This is a genomic window from Streptomyces sp. NPDC006174 (assembly GCF_040614075.1).
GTDB lineage: Bacteria > Actinomycetota > Actinomycetes > Streptomycetales > Streptomycetaceae > Streptomyces.
In genome coordinates this window covers 26,802-45,111 of record NZ_JBEXTJ010000019.1, presented here as the reverse complement: position 1 = coordinate 45,111, position 18,310 = coordinate 26,802, and the positions used below count along the sequence as shown (strand labels likewise).

Below are 18,310 nucleotides of genomic sequence, written 5' to 3'. Positions count from 1 at the left end.
GAACGCCCACGCACCGCTCCAGCTCACCGCTCCAGGAACGCGAACAGCTCCTCCCAGCGCCGTCCCACCTCCGGCTCGGAGAACCGCTGCGCGCCGCTGCGCGCCCGGCTGCCCAGCGCGTCGCGCAGTCGCGGGTTGCCGGTCAGCCGGAGCAGCCGGTCGGCGAGGGCCGCCGTGTCACCGGCAGGGGCGAGGAGCCCGTCCTCGCCGTCCCGGACGATCTCGCGGACGCCGGGCGCGCAGTCGAACGCGGCACACGGCACGCCGCTCGCCATCGCCTCCAGCAGCGCCAGCGGGAAGCCCTCGCCACGGGAGGACTGGACGAAGACGGAAGCTTCCGCGAGGGCCGCCTCCACGTCGTCGGTACGGCCCATCCACTCCACGGACCCGTCGAGCCCGAGCCCGGTGCACCGCTCCTTCAGTGCGGCCTCGTCCTCGCCCGTCCCGTACACGCGCAGCCGCCACTCCGGTCGCTGCGGCGCGACCAGGGCCCAGGTGTCCAGGAGCAGGTCGATGCCCTTCTGGTCGCTGAGGCGGCCGATGCTGGCGACGGTCTTCGCGGTGCGCGGCGACGGCACGTGTGGCAGCCGGGCCAGCGCGTTCGGGAGGAAGCCCACGTTGTTCATGCCGTCGCCGGCCCACCGGTCGGCGTCCTCCTCGGTGAGGACGAGCCAGTGGTCGATGTCCTTGTAGTGGTTCCTGATCCAGCGGTAGCGGTGGCTCGCTCGCGAGTAGTCGTAGGACTCGTGGCTCATCCCGATGGTCCGCACACCGCTGGTGTCGGCCTCTTTGACCCACTCCATCGCCCAGACCTGCGTGACGACGACGACCGCGCCGGGCCGGGCGGCGGCGAAGAGTTCGGAGAGCCGCGCGACCGCCACCCGCTTCTCCGCGACCCGGGCCGCCTCCCGGCGCCGGGTCGGGAGGCGGAAGCGGTCCCGGATGCCGTGCGGCGTCCACGGGGTCGGCGGGTGGGCCGGGTAGAGAGCGGTGACGGGGTGGCCGGGGTCGGCGGGCAGGGCCATCTTGCGGTCGGAGGCGTGGATGCCGATGGTGTGGACGCGGTGGCCCTGCTCGGTGAAGAGGCGGGCGGTCTGGTGCATCCAGGCGGTGACCCCGCCGAGTTCGTCGGTGCTGTTGGAGACGATGAAGATGTCACGGCTCATCGGCCGGCCCCTTGCTGGTGGTCGGTGGTGCGGTGGGCGCTCTGCGGGCCGAAAACGGCGGCGACGGTACGGCGGGCCGCGTCTCCTCGGTCATAGCCGCCGAACTCGGCTGCGAACGCGGTTCGTTGAGGCGCGGAGCGGATGTCCGACCGCTTCAACTCGGTGAGTTCGGTGAAGAGTTCCTGCTGCGTCGCGGCCACCGGACCGGGCGCCTTCTCGCGCAGGTCGAAGTAGCTGCCGCGCTCGGCGGCGTACGCGTCGAGGTCCGGGGCGTACAGGATGACGGGCCGGTCCAGCAGCGCGAAGTCGAACATGATCGAGGAGTAGTCGGTGACCAGGACGTCGGCCAGCGCGAGGAGTTCGCTGACGTCGTGGTGGCGCGAGACGTCGATCACCGTGCCGGGCGGACAGACCGGGAGCCGGGCGGCCTCCAGGTAGTGCGCGCGGACGAGGAGCGTGTGCGTGTCCCCGAAGCGCTCGGCGAACTCCCGTACGTCCAGCAGCAGTCGGCGCCTGGTCTGCTTCCCGCCCGTCGGGCCGCCACGGAACGTCGGCGCGTACAGGACCACCTTCTTGTGGTCGTCGATGCCCAGCGCCTCGGCCAGCGGCGGACGCGGCAGCCGGCCCTCGGTCTCGGCCCGGACGCGCTCGGCGATCAAGGCGTCGTTGCGCGGGTAGCCGGTGCGCAGCAGCCGGTCCTCGGGCAGGCGGTAGGCGCGGGCGAGGGTGGCCACGTCGTGCTCGGAGCGGACGAGGAAGTGGTCGAAGCGGTGGACGGCCTGCTGGAGCCGTTCGCGCTGCGGCGCGGCCAGGAGCTGTACGCGGGTCTCGTCGAAGCCCATCCTCTTGTACGCGGAGCCGTGCCAGGTCTGGAGGTAGGTGGTGCGGGCGGGCTTGCGCAGGTGCTGCGGGAAGCCCTGGTTGTCGACCCAGAACTCCGCGCGGGCCAGCGCCCAGAGGTAGCGCCAGGACCAGCGGCGGACGAGGCGGGCGTCGGCCGGGAAGCCGGCCGGTGAGGTGTCGTAGGACCAGGTGGCGTGGAGCTTCAGGCCCTGGCGGCGGATCTCCTCGTGGAGGGCGCGCGGGCTGTCGCCGTAGCAGCGGCCCATGTGGCTCTCGAAGACGACGGAGCCCTTGCGCACGGGCAGCCGGGTGAGCCAGGTGTTGTAGGCGGCCGCCTTGAAGGGCCGGGAGCGGTAGCGGTCGGCGCGCTTGCGCAGGGCGCGGAGGAGGAGCCTGGCCTTGCGGGCCGGGCGGAAGTGGGTGGCGTACCGGACCAGGCGGCGGGTGGTGCGGGCCGGGCGGTGGCGGGCGGTGAGGCGGAGCGCCATGTGGTCCTTGAGCGTGATGTACGGCTCCCAGGTGTCTCCGGCGAGCGGCCCGAGCCTGGGCCGGGCGGCGAACCGGACCGGCCCTTCCACCAGGTCCTGCGGCCCGAAGAGATCGCTGACGGACCGCACTCCTCCCGCCTCCACGATCAGCCGCGCGTCCCAGGCGGTGTCGCGGACGCCGACAGGCCGCAGGAAGCGCGTGACATCCGCGCACGCCCCCCAAGTGATCCCGTTCCCGTCGCGGCGTACGTCCGTCACCGGAAACGCGACGGCGCGCGCCCCACCACGTGCCCGGAACTCCAGCGTGGCGGTGAACGGGCCGTCGGGTGCGGTGTGCGGCGGCAGCACGAGGCGGCCTTCCAGCAGCAGCCGGCCCCGCTCGGCGGTGCAGCGGATGAGCCGGTTCATCAGCCGGGCCTCGCCGAACACCCGGTACTGGTGGCCGAGTTCGGTGACGTCCACCGGACAGCGCTCGTCCCACTCCACCCGCCCGTCCTCACTCGTGGTGACCGGCGCGCAGACGGTGGCGGGCCGGCTCAGCGCGTACGCCGCCGTCACCACGCCCTCCGCGTCGCCGCGCGCGAGCAGCGTGGCCGCGACCCGCTCCAGCGGCGGCAGCTCCTGCGGTACGGGCACGGTCAGGACGCGGGCGGCCGTGGCGGCGGTCCGGGTCCGGCGGGCGGCGGGCAGGCGCGGGAAGGAGCGGGCCAGCGGCACCAGATGATCGCGTACGAAGGCCCGCTCCCGCTCCTCGCTCAGTGCGGGCAGCCCGAGGGCGTCCAGGGTGGAGGCGACCCGGCGGTGCGCGGCGACCAGAGCGGTGAGGTCGCGGGCCCGGTCAGGGACGGCCCGGCCGGTCACGATGAGCCGCCGGACCAGCGCGATCCGGCCGACGGCCACCGCGGCGAGCGGGCCGAACAGGATCTCGCCGTGCGCCAGGTCCTCCTCGTACCGCAGCCCGTGGAGCCGGGCCGCCTCGCGGCGCAGACAGAAGCCGGTCACCAGAGCGTCCCGGACGACGAGCCCGGGCGCCTCGTCGAACCGGGCGACGGTGCGGGAGCGGGCGTACAGCTCGTCCTGCCACGGCGGCTCCTGCTCCTTGCCGCTCTCCGCCACGGTCCTGCTCCACCGCCCGGCCACCAGGTCGGCGCGGCTGCGTTCGCCGGCCTGCCAGAGGTTGCGGCAGGCGTGGCGGTGGAGGCGTTCGCCGGGCGTGAGGACCAGGACGTACCGGCCGGTCGCCGCGTCGAGGCCCGCGTTGCGCAGGGCGCCGGTGGTGCGGACGGCCGGGTCGGCGTGGATCAGCCGGACCCGGTCCGGGGCGCGGTCGGCCAGGGCGCGGGCGGCGGTGCGGGTGGGCGCGTCGGCGCCGGAGGCGAGGACGACGAGCGCCTCGGAGGCGCGCAGCGACTGGCCGAGCACGGAGTCGACGGATCCACGCAGGGCGTCGGCGCCGCTCGGGCCTTCGCTGTCTCCGCCCGCGGTGATCACACAGCTGAAGTCGGTCACGCCTGCGCCTCCTCGGCCATGGAGCCGTCGTCGGTCCTGGAGCCGTCTTCGGCCATGGAGCCGTCCTTGAGCATGCGGTCGACGACCTTCACCGCCGCGCTCCCGTCGTCGAGATCGCAGAACGCCTCCCGGAACCGCTCGTACGCCTCCCGGTGTCCTGCGACGGCGGCCTCCGGGTCGCGCAGAGCGGCCACGATGCCCGCTGAGTCGGGAATCAGAGGCCCGGGCGCGCGGTGCTCGAAGTCGAAGCAGAAGCCGCGCAACGTGTCGCGGTAGTGGGCCAGGTCGTAGGTGTGGAAGAGCATCGGGCGGCCGGTCTGCGCGAAGTCGAACATGATCGAGGAGTAGTCGGTGACCAGCACATCGCTGATCAGCAGGAGTTCGGCGACGTCCGGGTGGCGCGAGACGTCACGGACGGTGTCGGTGTCGGGGACGCTGCCGCCGACGAGGTAGTGGCGGCGGACCAGGAGGACATGGTCACCGTCGAGCACCTCTCGGGCCTGGTCCAGGTCGAGTTGGTGGCCTGGGTCGTACCGCCCGGCCCGCCGTGGCCGGTCCTCGCGCCAGGTCGGCGCGTACAGGACGACGCGTCGGCCCTGGGGGATCGCGAGCCGCTCCCGTACGGCGGTGGCGACCTTGGCCCGGTCCGGCGCGTACAGCAGGTCGTTGCGCGGATAACCGCACTCCAGCACCTCGCCCTGATACCCGAAGGCGCGGCGGAGGACGGGCGTGGAGAAGCTGTTCGGTGAGACGAGCACGCTCCACTGGGCGGACCGGCGTTCCATGGAGGCCATGTAGGCGGCGTCCGCGTGCGGAGTGCCGGCGAGGTCGCGGCCGATGCGCTTGAGCGGTGTGCCGTGCCAGGTCTGGACGACGCACTGGCCATCGGCCCGCTCGAACCACTGCGGCAGATGGGTGTTGGTGACGATCCAGCGGCTCCGGGCGAGCGCCTCGTACCACTCGGCGCTGTGCAGCGCGATGGCGCGGACGCCTTCGGGCACGGCCGTCTGCTGGTCGCGGACGGTCCAGAGATGCTCGATGTCCGGTGCGCGGGCGGCCAGTTCGCGGTGGATGGCGCGCGGCGAGTCGGAGAACTGGCGGCCGTCGAAGCTGGAGTAGAGCGCGGCCGGGCGCAGTTGGCCCCGGTCGGCGGTGCGCAGTCCGGCGTACCGCTCGCGCTGGATCCGCTGGCCGTACGGACCTTGCTCGGCGGTCGGCAGGGCGCTGCCGGACTCCAGGACGAGCCGGTCGTGGTAGCGCCGCTGGAGGGTGAAAGGACGCCCGGCCGAGGTCTGTTGGCGGGGCAGTGTGGCGTGGAGCGCGGTGGTCAGGCGGAGCGGACGGTACGCGTCGGGGTCGCGCTCGCCCGGCTCGCGGAGGAAGAGGTACCAGCGTCCTTCCGCGAGCGGCAACGGCCCGGCGGACCCGTCGACGGCGGCCGGGCGGATGGCGCCACGGAAGCCGCCATCCGTCCTCAACTCCAGCTCGCACACCGCCTCTTCACTATGGCCGCCGTGCCGCAGCACCAGCTCACCGATGGTGCCGGACGGCTCCGGGAAGGTCCCTTCGAGGACCAGCTCGCCATCCTCGGACCACCGCACGGAGGTGACGACGGGCTGTACGGCCCGCTCGGTGAGAACGAGGTCGCCGGACGGGTTGGCGGCCACGTGCAGCTCGCGTCCGTCCGGGAGCGGATAGCGGCCGTCCTCGGCGTCGGTCCGGGCGGCGACCGTCAACCGACCTCTGCCACCAACGAGTTGTACGCCCCAGATGTCATCGCCGCCTCGGAAGGCGCTGAACGGAATGTCGGCCGACCGGGACCGCAGCGAACCGCGCAGAGCGAACTCCTGGGTCTCCTTGGTGCGCCACTCGGTCAGCCGCAGCGCGACGGGCCCGTCGTCGTCGAGGACCTTCACGTCCAGGTGGAGGCAGTCGTCGGCGGCCGAGTGGCTGGTCAGGACGGCCACGATCCGTTCGGTGCGGAGCTCCAGCTTGTTGCCGGCGAGGACCGGAACGACCCGGGTCCGCTCGTCGGTGTACAGAGCGGCGGGCGGGGCCGGCGTACCGGTGAGCCGCATCGGGCCTCGGCGGAGGCGGCCGGCGCCGAACAGAGCGGCCTCCAGCTTCCACGTCGTACGACCGGCCTTGGCCTTGGAAGCGATCGAGCGCGGGTCGACGGCCGCCTCGAATCCGGCGCGCGTATAGCGGTGCAGCGAGCGTCCGGAGCGGGCGGTGGCCTCATCACCGGCGGTCGGCCGCAGCCGCAGCGGGATCAGCCGCTTCCCGGACCGCAGCCAGCCGAGCCGCGGCGGCCCGCCGGGTGCGTTGCGCACGTACGCGTATCCGGTCAGCCGCAGCAGTCCGTCCCGCCACACGGCCTCGGTGAGGTGCGCGTGGACGGGGAGGTCGGCCGACGTGAGCGCGGTGGCGGCGGAGGGCAGCGGGTCGCGGACGGCCGGGTGGTGGGCGCGGAGGCGGAGGAGGCCGCGTACGTGGAAGGTGTCCCGGTCGCTCTTCTCCTCGCCGAGCAGCGCGAGGAGTTCGGCGATCCGGCGCTCCCGGATGAGCTGCCACTTGACCCGCAGGTCCAGCGGCAGACCGGCGAAGACCTCGGGATCGACGGTGGCGGCGAAGGCGCCCGCGTGGTCGAGGAAAGCGGTGTGGAACTCCTCGTCGCCGTCCGGCAGGGCCTCGATGAACAGCCACAGGTCGCCGGAGAGCGCGTGCGCGTCGTAGCGCCGCTTGGCCTCCGCCATCCCGTCCCGGCCGGAGAGGAAGGTGCTGACCGTGGTGACGGCGGCGACCCGGTCGCGGATACCTCGCGGGACGGCCCGGCGGGTGGTGATCGAGCCGTCCCGGTCGCGCCAGTGGTAGACCGGCTCCTCGACGACGTCGACCGAGCGGGCCAGGAAGTGCGCGGGCAGGACGACGGCGATGTCCTCGTACAGCACGCCGGTCGGGAAGGCGAAGGCGTGCTCGTCCCAGAAGGTGCGGCGGAACACCTTGTTGCAGGCGATGCGGTCGCCCAACAGGATCCAGTCCCGGGTGACATGGGTGGCCGGGCGGGCCTTCTCCATCGGCTTGCGGAACATCGGCGACTGTTCGAGTGCGCCGTTCGCACGCAGCCGCTCCACGTTGCCGGTGGCGAAGTCGGAGCCGGAGCTGTCGAGTTCGGCCATCATCCGTGCGTACGCGCCCGGCGGGACGACGTCGTCACTGTCGACGAACGTGAGGAACTCGGCTTTCGGATCGGCCTCGCGGACGCCGGCGTTACGGGCCGCGCCGAGTCCGGCGTTCTTCTGCCGGATCAGCCGGAAGCGCGGGTCGCGGTCCACGAACTCCTGCGCCAGAGCGGGCCCGTTGTCCGTGGAGCCGTCGTCGACGAGGACGACCTCCAGGTCCGCCATGGTCTGTTCGGCGAGCGAGGTCAAGCAGGCACCGAGGTACTCCTCGACGTTGTAGAGGGGGACGACGACGGTGAGACGGGGTGCCATCGCAGCGCACGATCCTTCCGGGCGGACGACATCGGGGAGATGACCATCAAGAGGGAGGCAAGAGGTATGAGGGGGCCACGGTGTACAACCCGCGTCACCGGGACCGGTCACCCGACGGGAGCCATTCGAGTGACAAAGAGGGCGGGTTCAGGCGTGCGGGGGCGCGCCCGTGACGCGGTCGAGCCCCGTGCCGGGCGAGGGCACGGGGCTCGGGTCAGGTCCGGCGGTCCGGTCCGGCGGATCAGGGCTTGACGGCGATCCGGCCCTCGTCCATGCGCAGCAGCAACAGCCGCTCGCCGGTCTTGTCGAGGAACTCGTCGACGGCCTGCCGCGAGCCCTGCCAGTAGCCGTAGTCGTCGATCAGCAGCACACCGCCGCTGACCAGCCGCGAGTAGAGGTGCTCCAACTCGTGCTTGGTGGAGGCGTACCAGTCGGTGTCGAGCCGCAGGATCGCGATCTGCTCCGGCGCCTGCTCCGGAACCGTGTGCTCCACCCGGCCCTGCACGTAATGGATGTGCTCCTTCGGGTACGGCACCTCCCCGAACCCCGCCTGTACGTCCTCCAGCGAGGCGACCGCCCAGATCGGCCGGTCCTTGGCCTGGGCGTCCAGCAGCTCCTGCGCCGGACGGCCGTCGCGCCGCAGGTCCTCGGCGGTGGGCGGGGTCATGCCCTCGTACGTGTCGAAGAGGTACAGCTCGCGCTCGGTCTCGCCGACGGAGAGCAGGGTCTTGGCGCAGGCCTGCATGGAGCCGCCGCGCCAGACGCCGCACTCGACGATGGAGCCGGGGATGTCGTGCCGCGCGATGTACCGGGTGGCGAGGATGAAGGCGTTGAGCCGCTCCGGTGAGGTCATCGAGTACGGCTTGACCGCCCGGATGATGTCCCTGGCCTCGTCGTCGTAGTCCTCCGGGAAGGCGAGGGCGGACTTCTTCGCGGTGGGCTTCGGGGCTGGCGCCGCCGCAGGGGCAGGGGCACGGGTCGAGGCCGCGAGGGATGCGGCCGGGGCCGTGCGGGCGGCGGGCACCGTCACGCGCCTGAGCTGGTAGCCGGTGAGCTGCTGAAGGACGCCGTTGACGGCGTTGCGCCAAGCCATGGACCGGGACAGTACGCGCGCTTTGTGGCGCATGTCACTTTTCGTCAACCTGTCATTGATCGGTCCGATTCCTGTTCGAGCGAGGACGCCTGTACGGGCACGGCCTCCGGACGCCCGCACCGCTCGCGGCCGTCCAGCGGCGCTGGCAGCGGAACGGCATCGACACCGCCGACCCGGTTGGCCCACCAGACCGCCAACTCCCGTACGGCGAACATCGTCAGCCGCGGATAGCGCTGCGGCTTGCGGAAGACACCGACCGAGTCACCCCAGTAGGCGGCCTTCTTGTCGATGGCCCGGTAGTCGTGCCAGATGCCTTTCTGCGGCGGGAAGTCCGTGTAGGCCTCGCGGAGTTCGAGCCGGGAGTGAGCGGCGAGGGCGCGGAACCCGTCCGGGTAGTAGCGCCAGCAGTCCTGCGCATCGTGGACATGGCCGCGCGAGGGTGCGGTGATGAAGGCGTGGCCGCCTGGCTTCAGAACCCGGGCGATCTCCAGCATGGAGGCCCAGAAGAACGGGATGTGCTCGAACGCCTGGCCGGAGAGCACGACGTCGGCGCTGTTGGAGCGGGCCGGGATGCGGTACGGCTTCTTCATGACCGCGTCGACGTTGGGCCCGTCCTGCACGTCGACGCCGAAGTAGTCGATGGCGTGCCCGGCGAGGAGCGCGCGGTGGGTGCGGGTCTGCTGGCCGGAGATACGGGAGCCGAGGTCGACGACCCGGTAGCTGCCGTTGCCGGACGCGGGCCCTTCGACCGGCAGATACTCCTGGACGCAGAGTTCCATCTGCTCGTAGGCGGACCGGTGCATGGACGTCTCCCAACCTGGCGGTGTGCGTGAGCTGTCGGAATCAACGACTGGGCGGGGCAAAGGGGACGCCGAAGAACCGCCGTACGACCCGTTCCGCCGCGTGTCCGTCGTCGTACGGGCAGAACCGCTCCCGGAACGCGGTGCGTAGCGCGGCCGACGCCGGCGAGCGCCACTCGCCTGTCCGGAACACCTCGGTCAGCTCTTCCTGAGTGGTGGTGACGGTGCCGGGGGTGTCACCGGGCCGGCCGGAGAGCAGGTCGAAGTACGTACCGCGTGCCGTTCGGTAGGCGCTCCAGTCCGGGGCGTGGACGATGATCGGGCGGTCCAGGCAGGCGTAGTCGAAGGTCAGCGAGGAGTAGTCGGTGATCAACGCGTCGGCGGCCAGGCAGAGTTCTTCGACGCGCGGATGCGCGGTGACGTCGAGGACCCGGCCGGTCGGTGTGCCGCCGACTCCGGCGGACCGTCCGTAGAAGTAGTGCGCGCGCAGCAACACCACGTACTGCGGGCCGAGTTCGCGGGCGAGGCGCTCGGGGTCGAGATCGGGGACGAAGCCGTCGCGGTAGTCGCGGTGGGTCGGTGCGTAGAGGAGTGCGATCCGGTCCGCCTGGATACCGAGTTCGGCGCGGATCTTCGCGATGTCGTCGGCGGTGGCGGTGAAGTAGACGTCGTTACGCGGATAGCCGAGGCCGAGATGCTCGTACGGGCCCGGGTAGACACGGTTCCAGACGGCGGTGGTGTGCGGGTTGGCGGAGAGGCTGACGTCCCACTGGCCCACGTGCGCAAGGATCTTGGCGAAGTCCGCCTTCCGGGCCAGCTCGGGATAGGCGCGCTGGTCCAGGCCCATCGTCTTGAGCGGCGTGCCGTGGTGGGTCTGGAGGTAGCGCTGACCGGGACGCTTGGTGAAGCCGCCGGGAAAGCTGGAGTTGTTGACCAGGTACGTGGCGGTGGCCATGGCCCGCCAGTAGGGCCGCGAGCCCTCGATGACGTACGGCACGCCTGGAGGCATCCGGTCGCGGTGCCGGGACGAGACGACCCACACGCCCTTGATGTGCGGGGCGAGTTGGCGGGCCTTGGCGTGGATGGCGGCCGGGTTGCAGGCGACGCCACGGTTCCAGTAGGCGCCGTAGAGCGCGAGGTTCGGGTCGAGCGGACGGCGGAGGTCGGTGCGGTAGGCGGCCCGCATGGCCTGCCTGCGGACGAACCGCTTCACGGACGCGGCGGAGGCTCTGGGCGGCATGGCAGCCGAGCGTAATGGCGGAGGCGGGCGGCAGGCGCTCCGCGTTCACCCGTTCGGGTCAGCGCCGGTGACCCCGGCGGCCGCCTCGTGTTGACCAGAGCATGAAGCCACTCCTCAGCGTCGTCGTCCCGGTCCACAACGTCGAGGACTATCTGGAGGACTGCCTGCGCTCGGTGGCGGAACAGAGCCTCGGCGCGATCGAGGTGGTGATGGTCGACGACGGCTCGACGGACAACAGCGCGGCGATCGCCGAGGACGTCGCCGCCCGGGACAGCCGCTTCCGGCTGGTGCGGCAGCCGAACGCCGGCCTGAGCGCGGCCCGCAACACCGGCGTCCGGCACACCACGCCGTCCGTGCCGTACCTGGCGTTCGCGGACAGCGACGACTTCGTCGTCCACGACGCGTACGAGCGGATGGTGGCCTCGCTGGAGTCGACCGGCTCCGATCTGGTGGCCGGCAATGTGTGGCGGCTGACCGGTCAGGGACGGCAGCAGGCGTGGCAGTACCGCTGGCTGACCGCCACGCGCCCGCGCACGCACATCACCCGGGATCCGCGCCTGCTCGCCGACCGGGTGGCTTGGAACAAGGTGTTCCGGCGCTCCTTCTGGGACCGGCACGCCTTCGCCTTCCCGGAAGGGAAGCTGTACGAGGACACGCCGGTGATGATCCCGGCGCACTACCTCGCCGGGTCCGTCGACGTCCTGCACGAGCACGTCTACTACTGGCGGGTGCGGGAGGGTTCGATCACCCGGCGGCGTACGGATGTCACCGGCGTACGGGACCGGATCGACGCGTGCGAGCAGGTCAGCGCGTTCCTCGGCGAGCACGGAGGCGCGGAGCGGCGGCTGGCGTACGACGCGTCCTGCCTGCGCGACGACTTCGGGTACTTCCTGGACGGGCTGCCGATGGGCGGTGAGGCGTACCGGTCGGCGTTCCTGGAGGGTGCCGGGGCCTTCGTGGACCGGGCCGGGGACGGGGTGGTGGAGGGGCTGCCGGTGGAGTCGCGGATCAAGTGGCGGCTGGTGCGGGAGCGGCGGATGGACGAGCTGCTGGCCGTTCTCGCCTTCGAACGGGCCAACGGCGTCGGGACGTTCGCGGTGGAGGGGCCTCCGGGTCGGCGGCGGGCCGTCTACCCCGGCGTGCGCGGCGCGAGCGCCCGGCTCGCGCGCGCCGACGTACCGGCGGTCGCGCGGCTCGTGGAGGCGCGGTGGGGCGCGGACGGGAAGCTCCGGCTGCGCGGATACGCCTACCTGCGGAACCTGCCGGCTTCCTCGGCCCGGCAGCAGCTCACCGTAGGGATGATCCGGGCGGAGCGAGGGCGGCGGGTGCGGACGGTGCCGGTGCGGTCCGTGAGTGCGCCCGAGGCGACGGTGAACTCCGGTCAGGAGCTGCACGGTTACGACCATGCGGGCTTCGAGCTGGTCCTCGATCCGGACCGGCTGCCCGGCGGCGGCTGGCTGGTCGGACTGGTCGTCGCGGCGCGCGGAACCGTACGGCGGGTCGCGGTGCGCGCGGCGGACGCGGGCGCGGACCAGCCGCTGGTGCACGACCTGGGCGACGGCCGGCGGGCGGTGCTGGACCACCGGGGCGGACGGCTGCGGCTGACGGTGTCGCGGCTTCCGGCTCTCGTGGAGGCGCACGGTGGCGGTTGCGGTGGTGGTACGGAGACGGCGCGGCTGGAGTTGTCGGGACGGCTCTTCGGCGGGACCTCCCGGCCCACGGCGGTGCTGCTGACGCGCGAAGGGGCCGAGGAGCGCTCGTGTCCGGTGGAGTACGGGGACGACGGCAGGTTCGCGGTGTCGGTCCCGCTCGACGGCCTCGCCGCCGTCCCGCCGGTCCCGCACCGGGCGCCTCGCGAGGTCGAGGCTGCCGGCGCGCGCTGGCGGGCCCGCCTGCTGCTGGCCGACGGAACCCGCACACCGCTGCCCGCCGCCCCGGATCTGCCTGCGCCGGCGTGTGCGGACGCGGCGGGTGAGCTGGTGGTGGAGCTGGGCGGGCCGCCGGTGGCGGATGAGGTGGAGCGGCTGGAGGACGGGGCGCTGCGGGTCTCGGGGACGTACGCGCCGAAAGCCTTCACCGCCTTGTGGGCGCACACGCCGAAAGCCTCCACGGCCTCGGGGACGTACGGGCGAGCCTCCGGCACGCAGGCCTCCGCGGCCTCGGGCCCCGCGTCCGGCGCGAGCGCCCGGCTCGTCCTCCGTCACGAGACCCTGCACGAGGCCGTCCCGGTCACCGACATCACGGTGGACCGTGCGGCCGGCCGGTTCTCCGCGCGAATCGCCTCGCCGCTCCCAGAAGGCCGCTGGACCCTCCACCTGGACGGTCATCCCGTCCGCGTCCGCACCTCGCTCGCCGAGCACCTCCCTTGCGGCGACTCCGTCCTGGCCCTGGAGCGGCGCAACGGCGACCGGCTGACCGTGGTGGCCGGAGGAGCGCTCGCGGTCGCCGAGCGGAGCGCGTACAGCAGGCGGCTCCTGCGCGACGCGCACCACCTCGCGCGACGCACCACCGCGCACCTCCCGCTCCTGGACACCGTCCTCTACGCCGGCGGCGACTCACCGCGCGCCGTGCACGCCGAGCTCGTGCGCCGAGGCACGGAGGTCGAGCACCTGTGGATCACCGGCACCGCTCCGGGCCGCACGACCCACGTGCCACCCGGTGCACGCGCCGTTCCGGTGCACAGCGCCGCCTGGTACGAGGCGCTGGCCCGCTCCCGGCGGATCGTCACGGACGAGCAGCTGCCGACGTGGTTCGAGCGGCGGCCCGGACAGACCGTCGTCCAGACCTGGCACGGCACCCCGCTCGGCCGCTTCGGCGCCGGCCTGGCGGAGACCCTCTACGCCGACCACCAGCATCTCGCCACCTTGGCGCACCGGTCGGCCCAATGGTCGGTACTGGTGTCGCCGAGCCGCTTCGCCACGCCGTTGCTGCGCAGCTCACTGGCGTACGCGGGTGAGGTGCTGGAAGCCGGATCGCCGGCCAACGACCTGTTGTGCGCCCCCGACCGCGACAAGGCCGCCGAAGAGATCCGGCGCACGCTCGGCGTACCGCAGGACCACCGCATCGTCCTCTACGCGCCCACCTACCGCGACCACCTGGCCCACGCTCCGTCCGCGACCCGCGACGCGCCCGACCGCACGGCCCCCGGCCCGTACCGCTGGGATCCGGCGCTCGACCCGCACGCGCTGGCCCGCTCGCTGGGCCCCGGCCACACCGTGCTGGTGCGCCGGCACCCCAGGGTCACCGGCGGGTTCCAGGACGGGCCCGGCGTGCTCGACGTCTCGCGCCACCCGGGCGCGGCGGAACTGCTCCTGATCGCGGACGTCCTGGTCACGGACTACGCGGGGCTGGTGTTCGACTTCGCGCTGACGGGCCGCCCGATGCTCTTCCACACGTACGACCTGGAGCACTACCGCGACACCGTGCGCGGCTTCTGCCTGGACTTCGAGACCCGGGCGCCCGGTCCGCTGCTGGTGACGACGGAGGAGGTGGCGCAGGCGCTGCACGGCCTCGCGGCGGTGGCGGCGCGGCACGCCGACGCGTACGAGAGCTTCCGCCGCGACTACTGCGACCTGGACGACGGCGGCGCGGCGGGCCGGGTGGCGGACCGACTGCTGGCGGACGCTCTTTAAGGGCCTGCCGTAGAGCTTCCCGTACATCCCCCGGAAGAGTGGCGGGCGGGAGGGACGGTCCCGCGCACGGAACCCATGACCTGTGTCCCTCTCCTCTCCCACACCCGCCCCGTCCGACACTCCTACCCCTGCTCCTCCTCCCACGCCGACCGAGGACGTCGCACGCGTCGTAGCGCCTCGGTGGCTGCCTTCGCCGTACGTCCTGCTGGGCGGGCTGCTGTGGGCGGTGCTGTCGGCGGCGGCCTGGAACGTGCCTATGTGCTGCGAGGCCGGGCTCAACGCGGCCGTCGTCGAACGGCTGCGGACCAGCCTGCTGCACCCGGCGTTCCCGATGACGGACCTGCCCGCCGTGGCCAGCGCGCACTACTCGCCGTACGCCCTCCTCCAGGGCCTGACCGCCCGGGCCGGCGGGCTCTCCGGGCAGTCGGTGCTGGCGCTGTCGGCCGCCGTGAATCTGGCGCTGCTGCTGACCGGAATCGGCCGGCTGGCCCGGCTGCTGACGGCGAACCGCTGGGTACCGGTCCTCGCGCTGATCCCGCTGGCCCTGATCCACTGGGCGGATCCGGGTCGGTGGAGCGCGCCGAGCACGTTCGCCGTCGCGGTCACGCTGAACCTGTGGGCGTGGACCGGTCACGCGGTCACCAGGCTTCCGCGCGCGAGCTCCGGGCGGCCGCCAGTAAGGACGCCTCGATGGGCGGAGGCGGCCGGGATCGGGGTCCTGCTCGGGCTCGTCCTGCTGGTCCATCCGCCGACGGCGCTGGGTGCGGCGCTGGGCGTGGTGGCGCTGGTCGCGGTGAAGCAGCGGACCCGGATCCGGCCGACGCTGCGGCGGTGGACGCTGGCCGGGCTGTGCGCGGTGGCCGTGGCGGCGGTGTGGCCGTACTACAACGGGCTCACCGCCGCGCAGCCCCCGTTGTCCGCCGGGACCACGAGCAGCCCGGAGTCCGGCGGGAAGCCGACGACCGGCGAGCCCTACACCTGGGCCACCGCGCACGTGCCGCCCGGCGAGGTGGTGCTGACGGACAGCGTCCCGGCGATGTACGCGCTGGCCGGGCACGGGGCGTTCATCCTGGCGGACGCGGTTCCGGACGCGGGGCTTCCGGCGGCGGAGCGGCGCGCGCGGAGCCAGGCGGTCACCGCCTACCTGGACGCGGCGACCGCGCAGGAGGAACGGGACCGGATCAGCGCGCGGTACGGGGTGCGGTGGGTGCTGCTGACCCGGTTCCAGAAGCTGCCGGCGGACGCGTCGGTGCTGGCGTACAGCTCGCGTACGGGCGAGGTGCTGGCGCGCGTACCGGAGCGGTGATCCCTCGGGCCTCCTCAGGCGCCGTTGCGCAGGGGTGCGGTCCTCTCCGCTTCAGCCGTTGCGCAGCGGTGAGGCCGCTCCGGTTCAGCCGTTGCGCAGCGCCGCGACCGCCGAGGCGGCCAGGTCGTCGAGGTATCCGTCGGGCAGCGCGCCGCGGACCACGACGAGCCGCCAGTACAGCGGCCCCACGATCAGGTCGAGCGCCCGGTCCGGATCGCTCCCTTCCGGCAGCTCACCGCGCGCCACCGCCTCCCGCACCACCACGGCCGCCACACCCTGCTGCTGGTCGAGGAGCGCGCCCTTGATCGCCTCGGAGATCTCCGGATTGCGGGCCGACTCCACCAGCAGGTCCGGGATGACCTGCGAGGCAACCGGGTGGCGCAGAGCGTAGGCGGCGAGTTCGAGGACCGCGCGCACATCGCCGTACAGCGAGCCGGTGGCCGGTGCGGGCATGCCTTGCGCGGCGACGGCCGCGACCAGGTCGAGGACGAGGGCGAGCTTGGACTTCCAGCGGCGGTAGACGGCCGTCTTGCCGACCCCGGCGCGCCGCGCGATGCCTTCGATGGACATCCGGGCGAACCCGACCGCGGCCAGCTCCTCGAAGACGGCCGCGCGGATGGCGTCGGTGACGTCCTCGCGCAGGACGGCGGCGCCTGCGGGGGCGCGGCGGCGGGTTCCCCGTTCGGTGGTCATGGCCCGAATGATAGTCGGTGACGACGGAACGGTTGCGTTGCGACGTACAAGCGTCCTACTCTCGGCGTTACGACGGTACGGTCCCGTCCCAACGAGGGCGTCCCTACGGGTCCGTACCGTTCCCACGCCTCGCACCTCTTCCGTCTTCCGTCTTCCGTCGAAAGTGATCCTTCGTGGTGAGCCAGACAGCAGCCCCGCCACCTCCGGTGAGCTCCGCGGCCCCGGCCGTCCCCGCCTACGCGCCCGGTGAGCTGGCCGCCCTCGCCGCCCGGCACGGCCTGAAGGTCAGCGGCGCCCGGCCCTCGCTGCCCGCGTACGTCCGGCAGCTCTGGGGCCGGCGGCACTTCATCTCCGCGTTCGCGACGGCCAAGCTGACGGCCCAGTACAGCCAGGCGAAGCTCGGCCAGATCTGGCAGATCGCGACGCCGCTGCTGAACGCGGCGGTCTACTACTTCATCTTCGGCGTCCTGCTGGACACCAAGCGCGGTGTGGAGGACTTCGTTCCGTTCCTGGTGACCGGGGTCTTCATCTGGACGTTCACCAGCAACTCGATCACCGCGGGGACGCGGGCGATCAGCGGCAACATCGGACTGGTGCGGGCCCTGCACTTCCCGCGCGCCTCGCTGCCGGTGGCGCTGGCGCTCCAGCAGTTGCAGCAGCTGCTGTTCTCGCTCGGCGCGCTGACGCTGATCCTGCTGGTGTTCGGCCAGTTCCCGCGCCCGTCCTGGCTGCTGGCGATCCCGGCGCTCGCGCTCCAGGCGGTGTTCAACACCGGCGTGTCGATGGCCGTGGCCCGGCTGACGGCCAGGACCCCGGACATCGCGCAGCTGATGCCGTTCGTGCTGCGGACCTGGATGTACTCCTCCGGCGTGATGTGGAGCCTGGACCACCTGCTCCACGGCGAGCGGGTGCCGCACGCGGTGATGGTGGTACTGGAGTACAACCCGGCGGCGATCTACATCAACCTCATGCGGTACGCGCTCATCGACAGCTACAGCGCGGCGCAGCTGCCGCCGCACGTGTGGGCGGCCGCGGCCGGCTGGGCGCTGCTGTGCGGTGTGGCGGGATTCGTGTACTTCTGGAAGGCCGAGGAGACGTACGGACGTGGCTGATCTCAAAAGTTCCCTCGACCACCGGGTGCCGACCGACCACCGGGTGCCGACCGACGAGCGGGTGCCGACCGACGAGCGGGTGCCGACCGACGAGCGGGTGCCGACCGTCGTCGTGGACGACGTCCACATCACGTACACCGTCAACGGCGCTCGTACGGGCAAGGGCAGCGCGACCTCGGCGCTCAGCCGGATCACCTCGCGCCGCCGTACGCCCGGCGCACGCCAGGTGCACGCCGTGAAGGGCGTCAGCTTCGCCGCGTACAAGGGCGAGGCGATCGGCCTGATCGGCTCCAACGGCTCCGGCAAGTCGACACTGCTCAAGGCGATCGCCGGCCTGCTCCCGCCGTCCCACGGCAAGGTCCACACGCAGGGCCAGCCGTCGCTGCTCGGTGTGAACGCGGCCCTGATGGGCGACCTGACCGGCGAGCGGAACGTGGTGCTGGGCGGACTGGCGATGGGCATGACGCGCGAGCAGATCCGCGAACGCTACGACGACATCGTCGACTTCTCCGGCATCAACGAGAAGGGCGACTTCATCACGCTGCCGATGCGCACGTACTCCTCCGGCATGGGCGCCCGGCTCCGCTTCTCCATCGCGGCCGCCAGGAGCCACGACGTCCTCCTGATCGACGAGGCGCTCTCCACGGGCGACGCGAAGTTCCAGCGCCGCAGCAAGGACCGCATCCAGGAACTGCGCGCGGAGGCGGGCACGGTCTTCCTGGTCAGCCACAGCAACAAGTCCATCACCGAAACCTGCGACCGAGCCCTGTGGCTGGAGGCGGGCACGCTGAGGATGGACGGCCCGGCGGAGGAAGTAGTGGCGGAATACACAAAGTTCACGAAGCGCAAGTAGTTCCCTAGCCCGTCCGGCCACTTCCAGCCCGTCCGGCGTTTGAGGACGGAACCCCCACGCCGAGGGGGCCGGCGCCACCAA

Annotated in this window: 11 protein-coding genes; 4 read left to right on the top strand and 7 right to left on the bottom strand. The window is 72.5% G+C overall.

The features are described 5' to 3' along the window. Positions 1-23: 23 nt before the first annotated feature. The 6 genes from ABZ267_RS31510 to ABZ267_RS31485 form a co-directional block, all read right to left on the bottom strand. A complete protein-coding gene (locus ABZ267_RS31510) occupies positions 24-1,166 on the bottom strand; it encodes a glycosyltransferase (protein WP_356753970.1) in 1,143 nt (380 codons plus the stop codon). Then, positions 1,163-4,006: a CDP-glycerol glycerophosphotransferase family protein gene (locus ABZ267_RS31505; protein WP_356753968.1), complete on the bottom strand. Its 2,844-nt coding sequence runs from the start codon at positions 4,004-4,006 to the stop codon at positions 1,163-1,165. Before ABZ267_RS31505 ends, ABZ267_RS31510 begins: the two co-directional genes overlap by 4 nt. Beyond that, positions 4,003-7,500, bottom strand: a complete 3,498-nt coding sequence (locus ABZ267_RS31500; protein WP_356753966.1) for a CDP-glycerol glycerophosphotransferase family protein — start codon at positions 7,498-7,500, stop codon at positions 4,003-4,005. Before ABZ267_RS31500 ends, ABZ267_RS31505 begins: the two co-directional genes overlap by 4 nt. A gap of 241 nt (positions 7,501-7,741) precedes the next feature. Next, entirely contained in the window at positions 7,742-8,626 is an 885-nt protein-coding gene (locus ABZ267_RS31495) for a TylF/MycF/NovP-related O-methyltransferase (RefSeq protein ID WP_356753964.1), read from the bottom strand. Positions 8,627-8,637: 11 nt separating this feature from the next. Then, positions 8,638-9,396, bottom strand: coding sequence for a methyltransferase domain-containing protein (locus ABZ267_RS31490; protein ID WP_356753963.1), 759 nt, complete (start codon positions 9,394-9,396; stop codon positions 8,638-8,640). Between the two features lie 40 nt (positions 9,397-9,436). Beyond that, positions 9,437-10,633, bottom strand: coding sequence for a CDP-glycerol glycerophosphotransferase family protein (locus ABZ267_RS31485; RefSeq protein WP_356753961.1), 1,197 nt, complete (start codon positions 10,631-10,633; stop codon positions 9,437-9,439). Positions 10,634-10,734: 101 nt separating this feature from the next. On the opposite strand from ABZ267_RS31485, the gene ABZ267_RS31480 reads away from it, so the two are divergent. Together ABZ267_RS31480 and ABZ267_RS31475 are read left to right on the top strand one after the other, a co-directional pair. Continuing rightward, positions 10,735-14,265, top strand: coding sequence for a CDP-glycerol glycerophosphotransferase family protein (locus ABZ267_RS31480; protein WP_356753959.1), 3,531 nt, complete (start codon positions 10,735-10,737; stop codon positions 14,263-14,265). A gap of 82 nt (positions 14,266-14,347) precedes the next feature. Beyond that, on the top strand, positions 14,348-15,571 hold the full coding sequence (locus ABZ267_RS31475) for a hypothetical protein (RefSeq protein WP_356753957.1): 1,224 nt from the start codon (positions 14,348-14,350) through the stop codon (positions 15,569-15,571). Positions 15,572-15,655: 84 nt separating this feature from the next. On the opposite strand, the gene ABZ267_RS31470 is transcribed toward ABZ267_RS31475, so the two are convergent. Next, complete coding sequence (locus tag ABZ267_RS31470) at positions 15,656-16,264, bottom strand: TetR/AcrR family transcriptional regulator (protein ID WP_356753955.1); 609 nt, start codon at positions 16,262-16,264, stop codon at positions 15,656-15,658. A gap of 206 nt (positions 16,265-16,470) precedes the next feature. Here ABZ267_RS31470 and ABZ267_RS31465 point away from each other — a divergent pair, with 206 nt between their 5' ends. Further along, positions 16,471-17,376 (top strand): ABC transporter permease, encoded by a 906-nt coding sequence (locus ABZ267_RS31465; protein ID WP_356754127.1) that lies wholly within the window; start codon positions 16,471-16,473, stop codon positions 17,374-17,376. 61 nt (positions 17,377-17,437) lie between these two features. Beyond that, positions 17,438-18,229, top strand: coding sequence for an ABC transporter ATP-binding protein (locus ABZ267_RS31460; protein ID WP_356754125.1), 792 nt, complete (start codon positions 17,438-17,440; stop codon positions 18,227-18,229). The last annotated feature ends 81 nt before the right edge of the window (positions 18,230-18,310 follow it).

Bases quoted from the DNA above. Each gene is read 5' to 3' on its own strand.
- ABZ267_RS31510 (WP_356753970.1), bottom strand. From the start codon at position 1,166: ATGAGCCGTGACATCTTCATCGTCTCCAACAGCACCGACGAACTCGGC.
- ABZ267_RS31500 (WP_356753966.1), bottom strand. From the start codon at position 7,500: ATGGCACCCCGTCTCACCGTCGTCGTCCCCCTCTACAACGTCGAGGAG.
- ABZ267_RS31495 (WP_356753964.1), bottom strand. From the start codon at position 8,626: ATGCGCCACAAAGCGCGCGTACTGTCCCGGTCCATGGCTTGGCGCAAC.
- ABZ267_RS31490 (WP_356753963.1), bottom strand. From the start codon at position 9,396: ATGCACCGGTCCGCCTACGAGCAGATGGAACTCTGCGTCCAGGAGTAT.
- ABZ267_RS31485 (WP_356753961.1), bottom strand. From the start codon at position 10,633: ATGCCGCCCAGAGCCTCCGCCGCGTCCGTGAAGCGGTTCGTCCGCAGG.
- ABZ267_RS31480 (WP_356753959.1), top strand. From the start codon at position 10,735: ATGAAGCCACTCCTCAGCGTCGTCGTCCCGGTCCACAACGTCGAGGAC.
- ABZ267_RS31470 (WP_356753955.1), bottom strand. From the start codon at position 16,264: ATGACCACCGAACGGGGAACCCGCCGCCGCGCCCCCGCAGGCGCCGCC.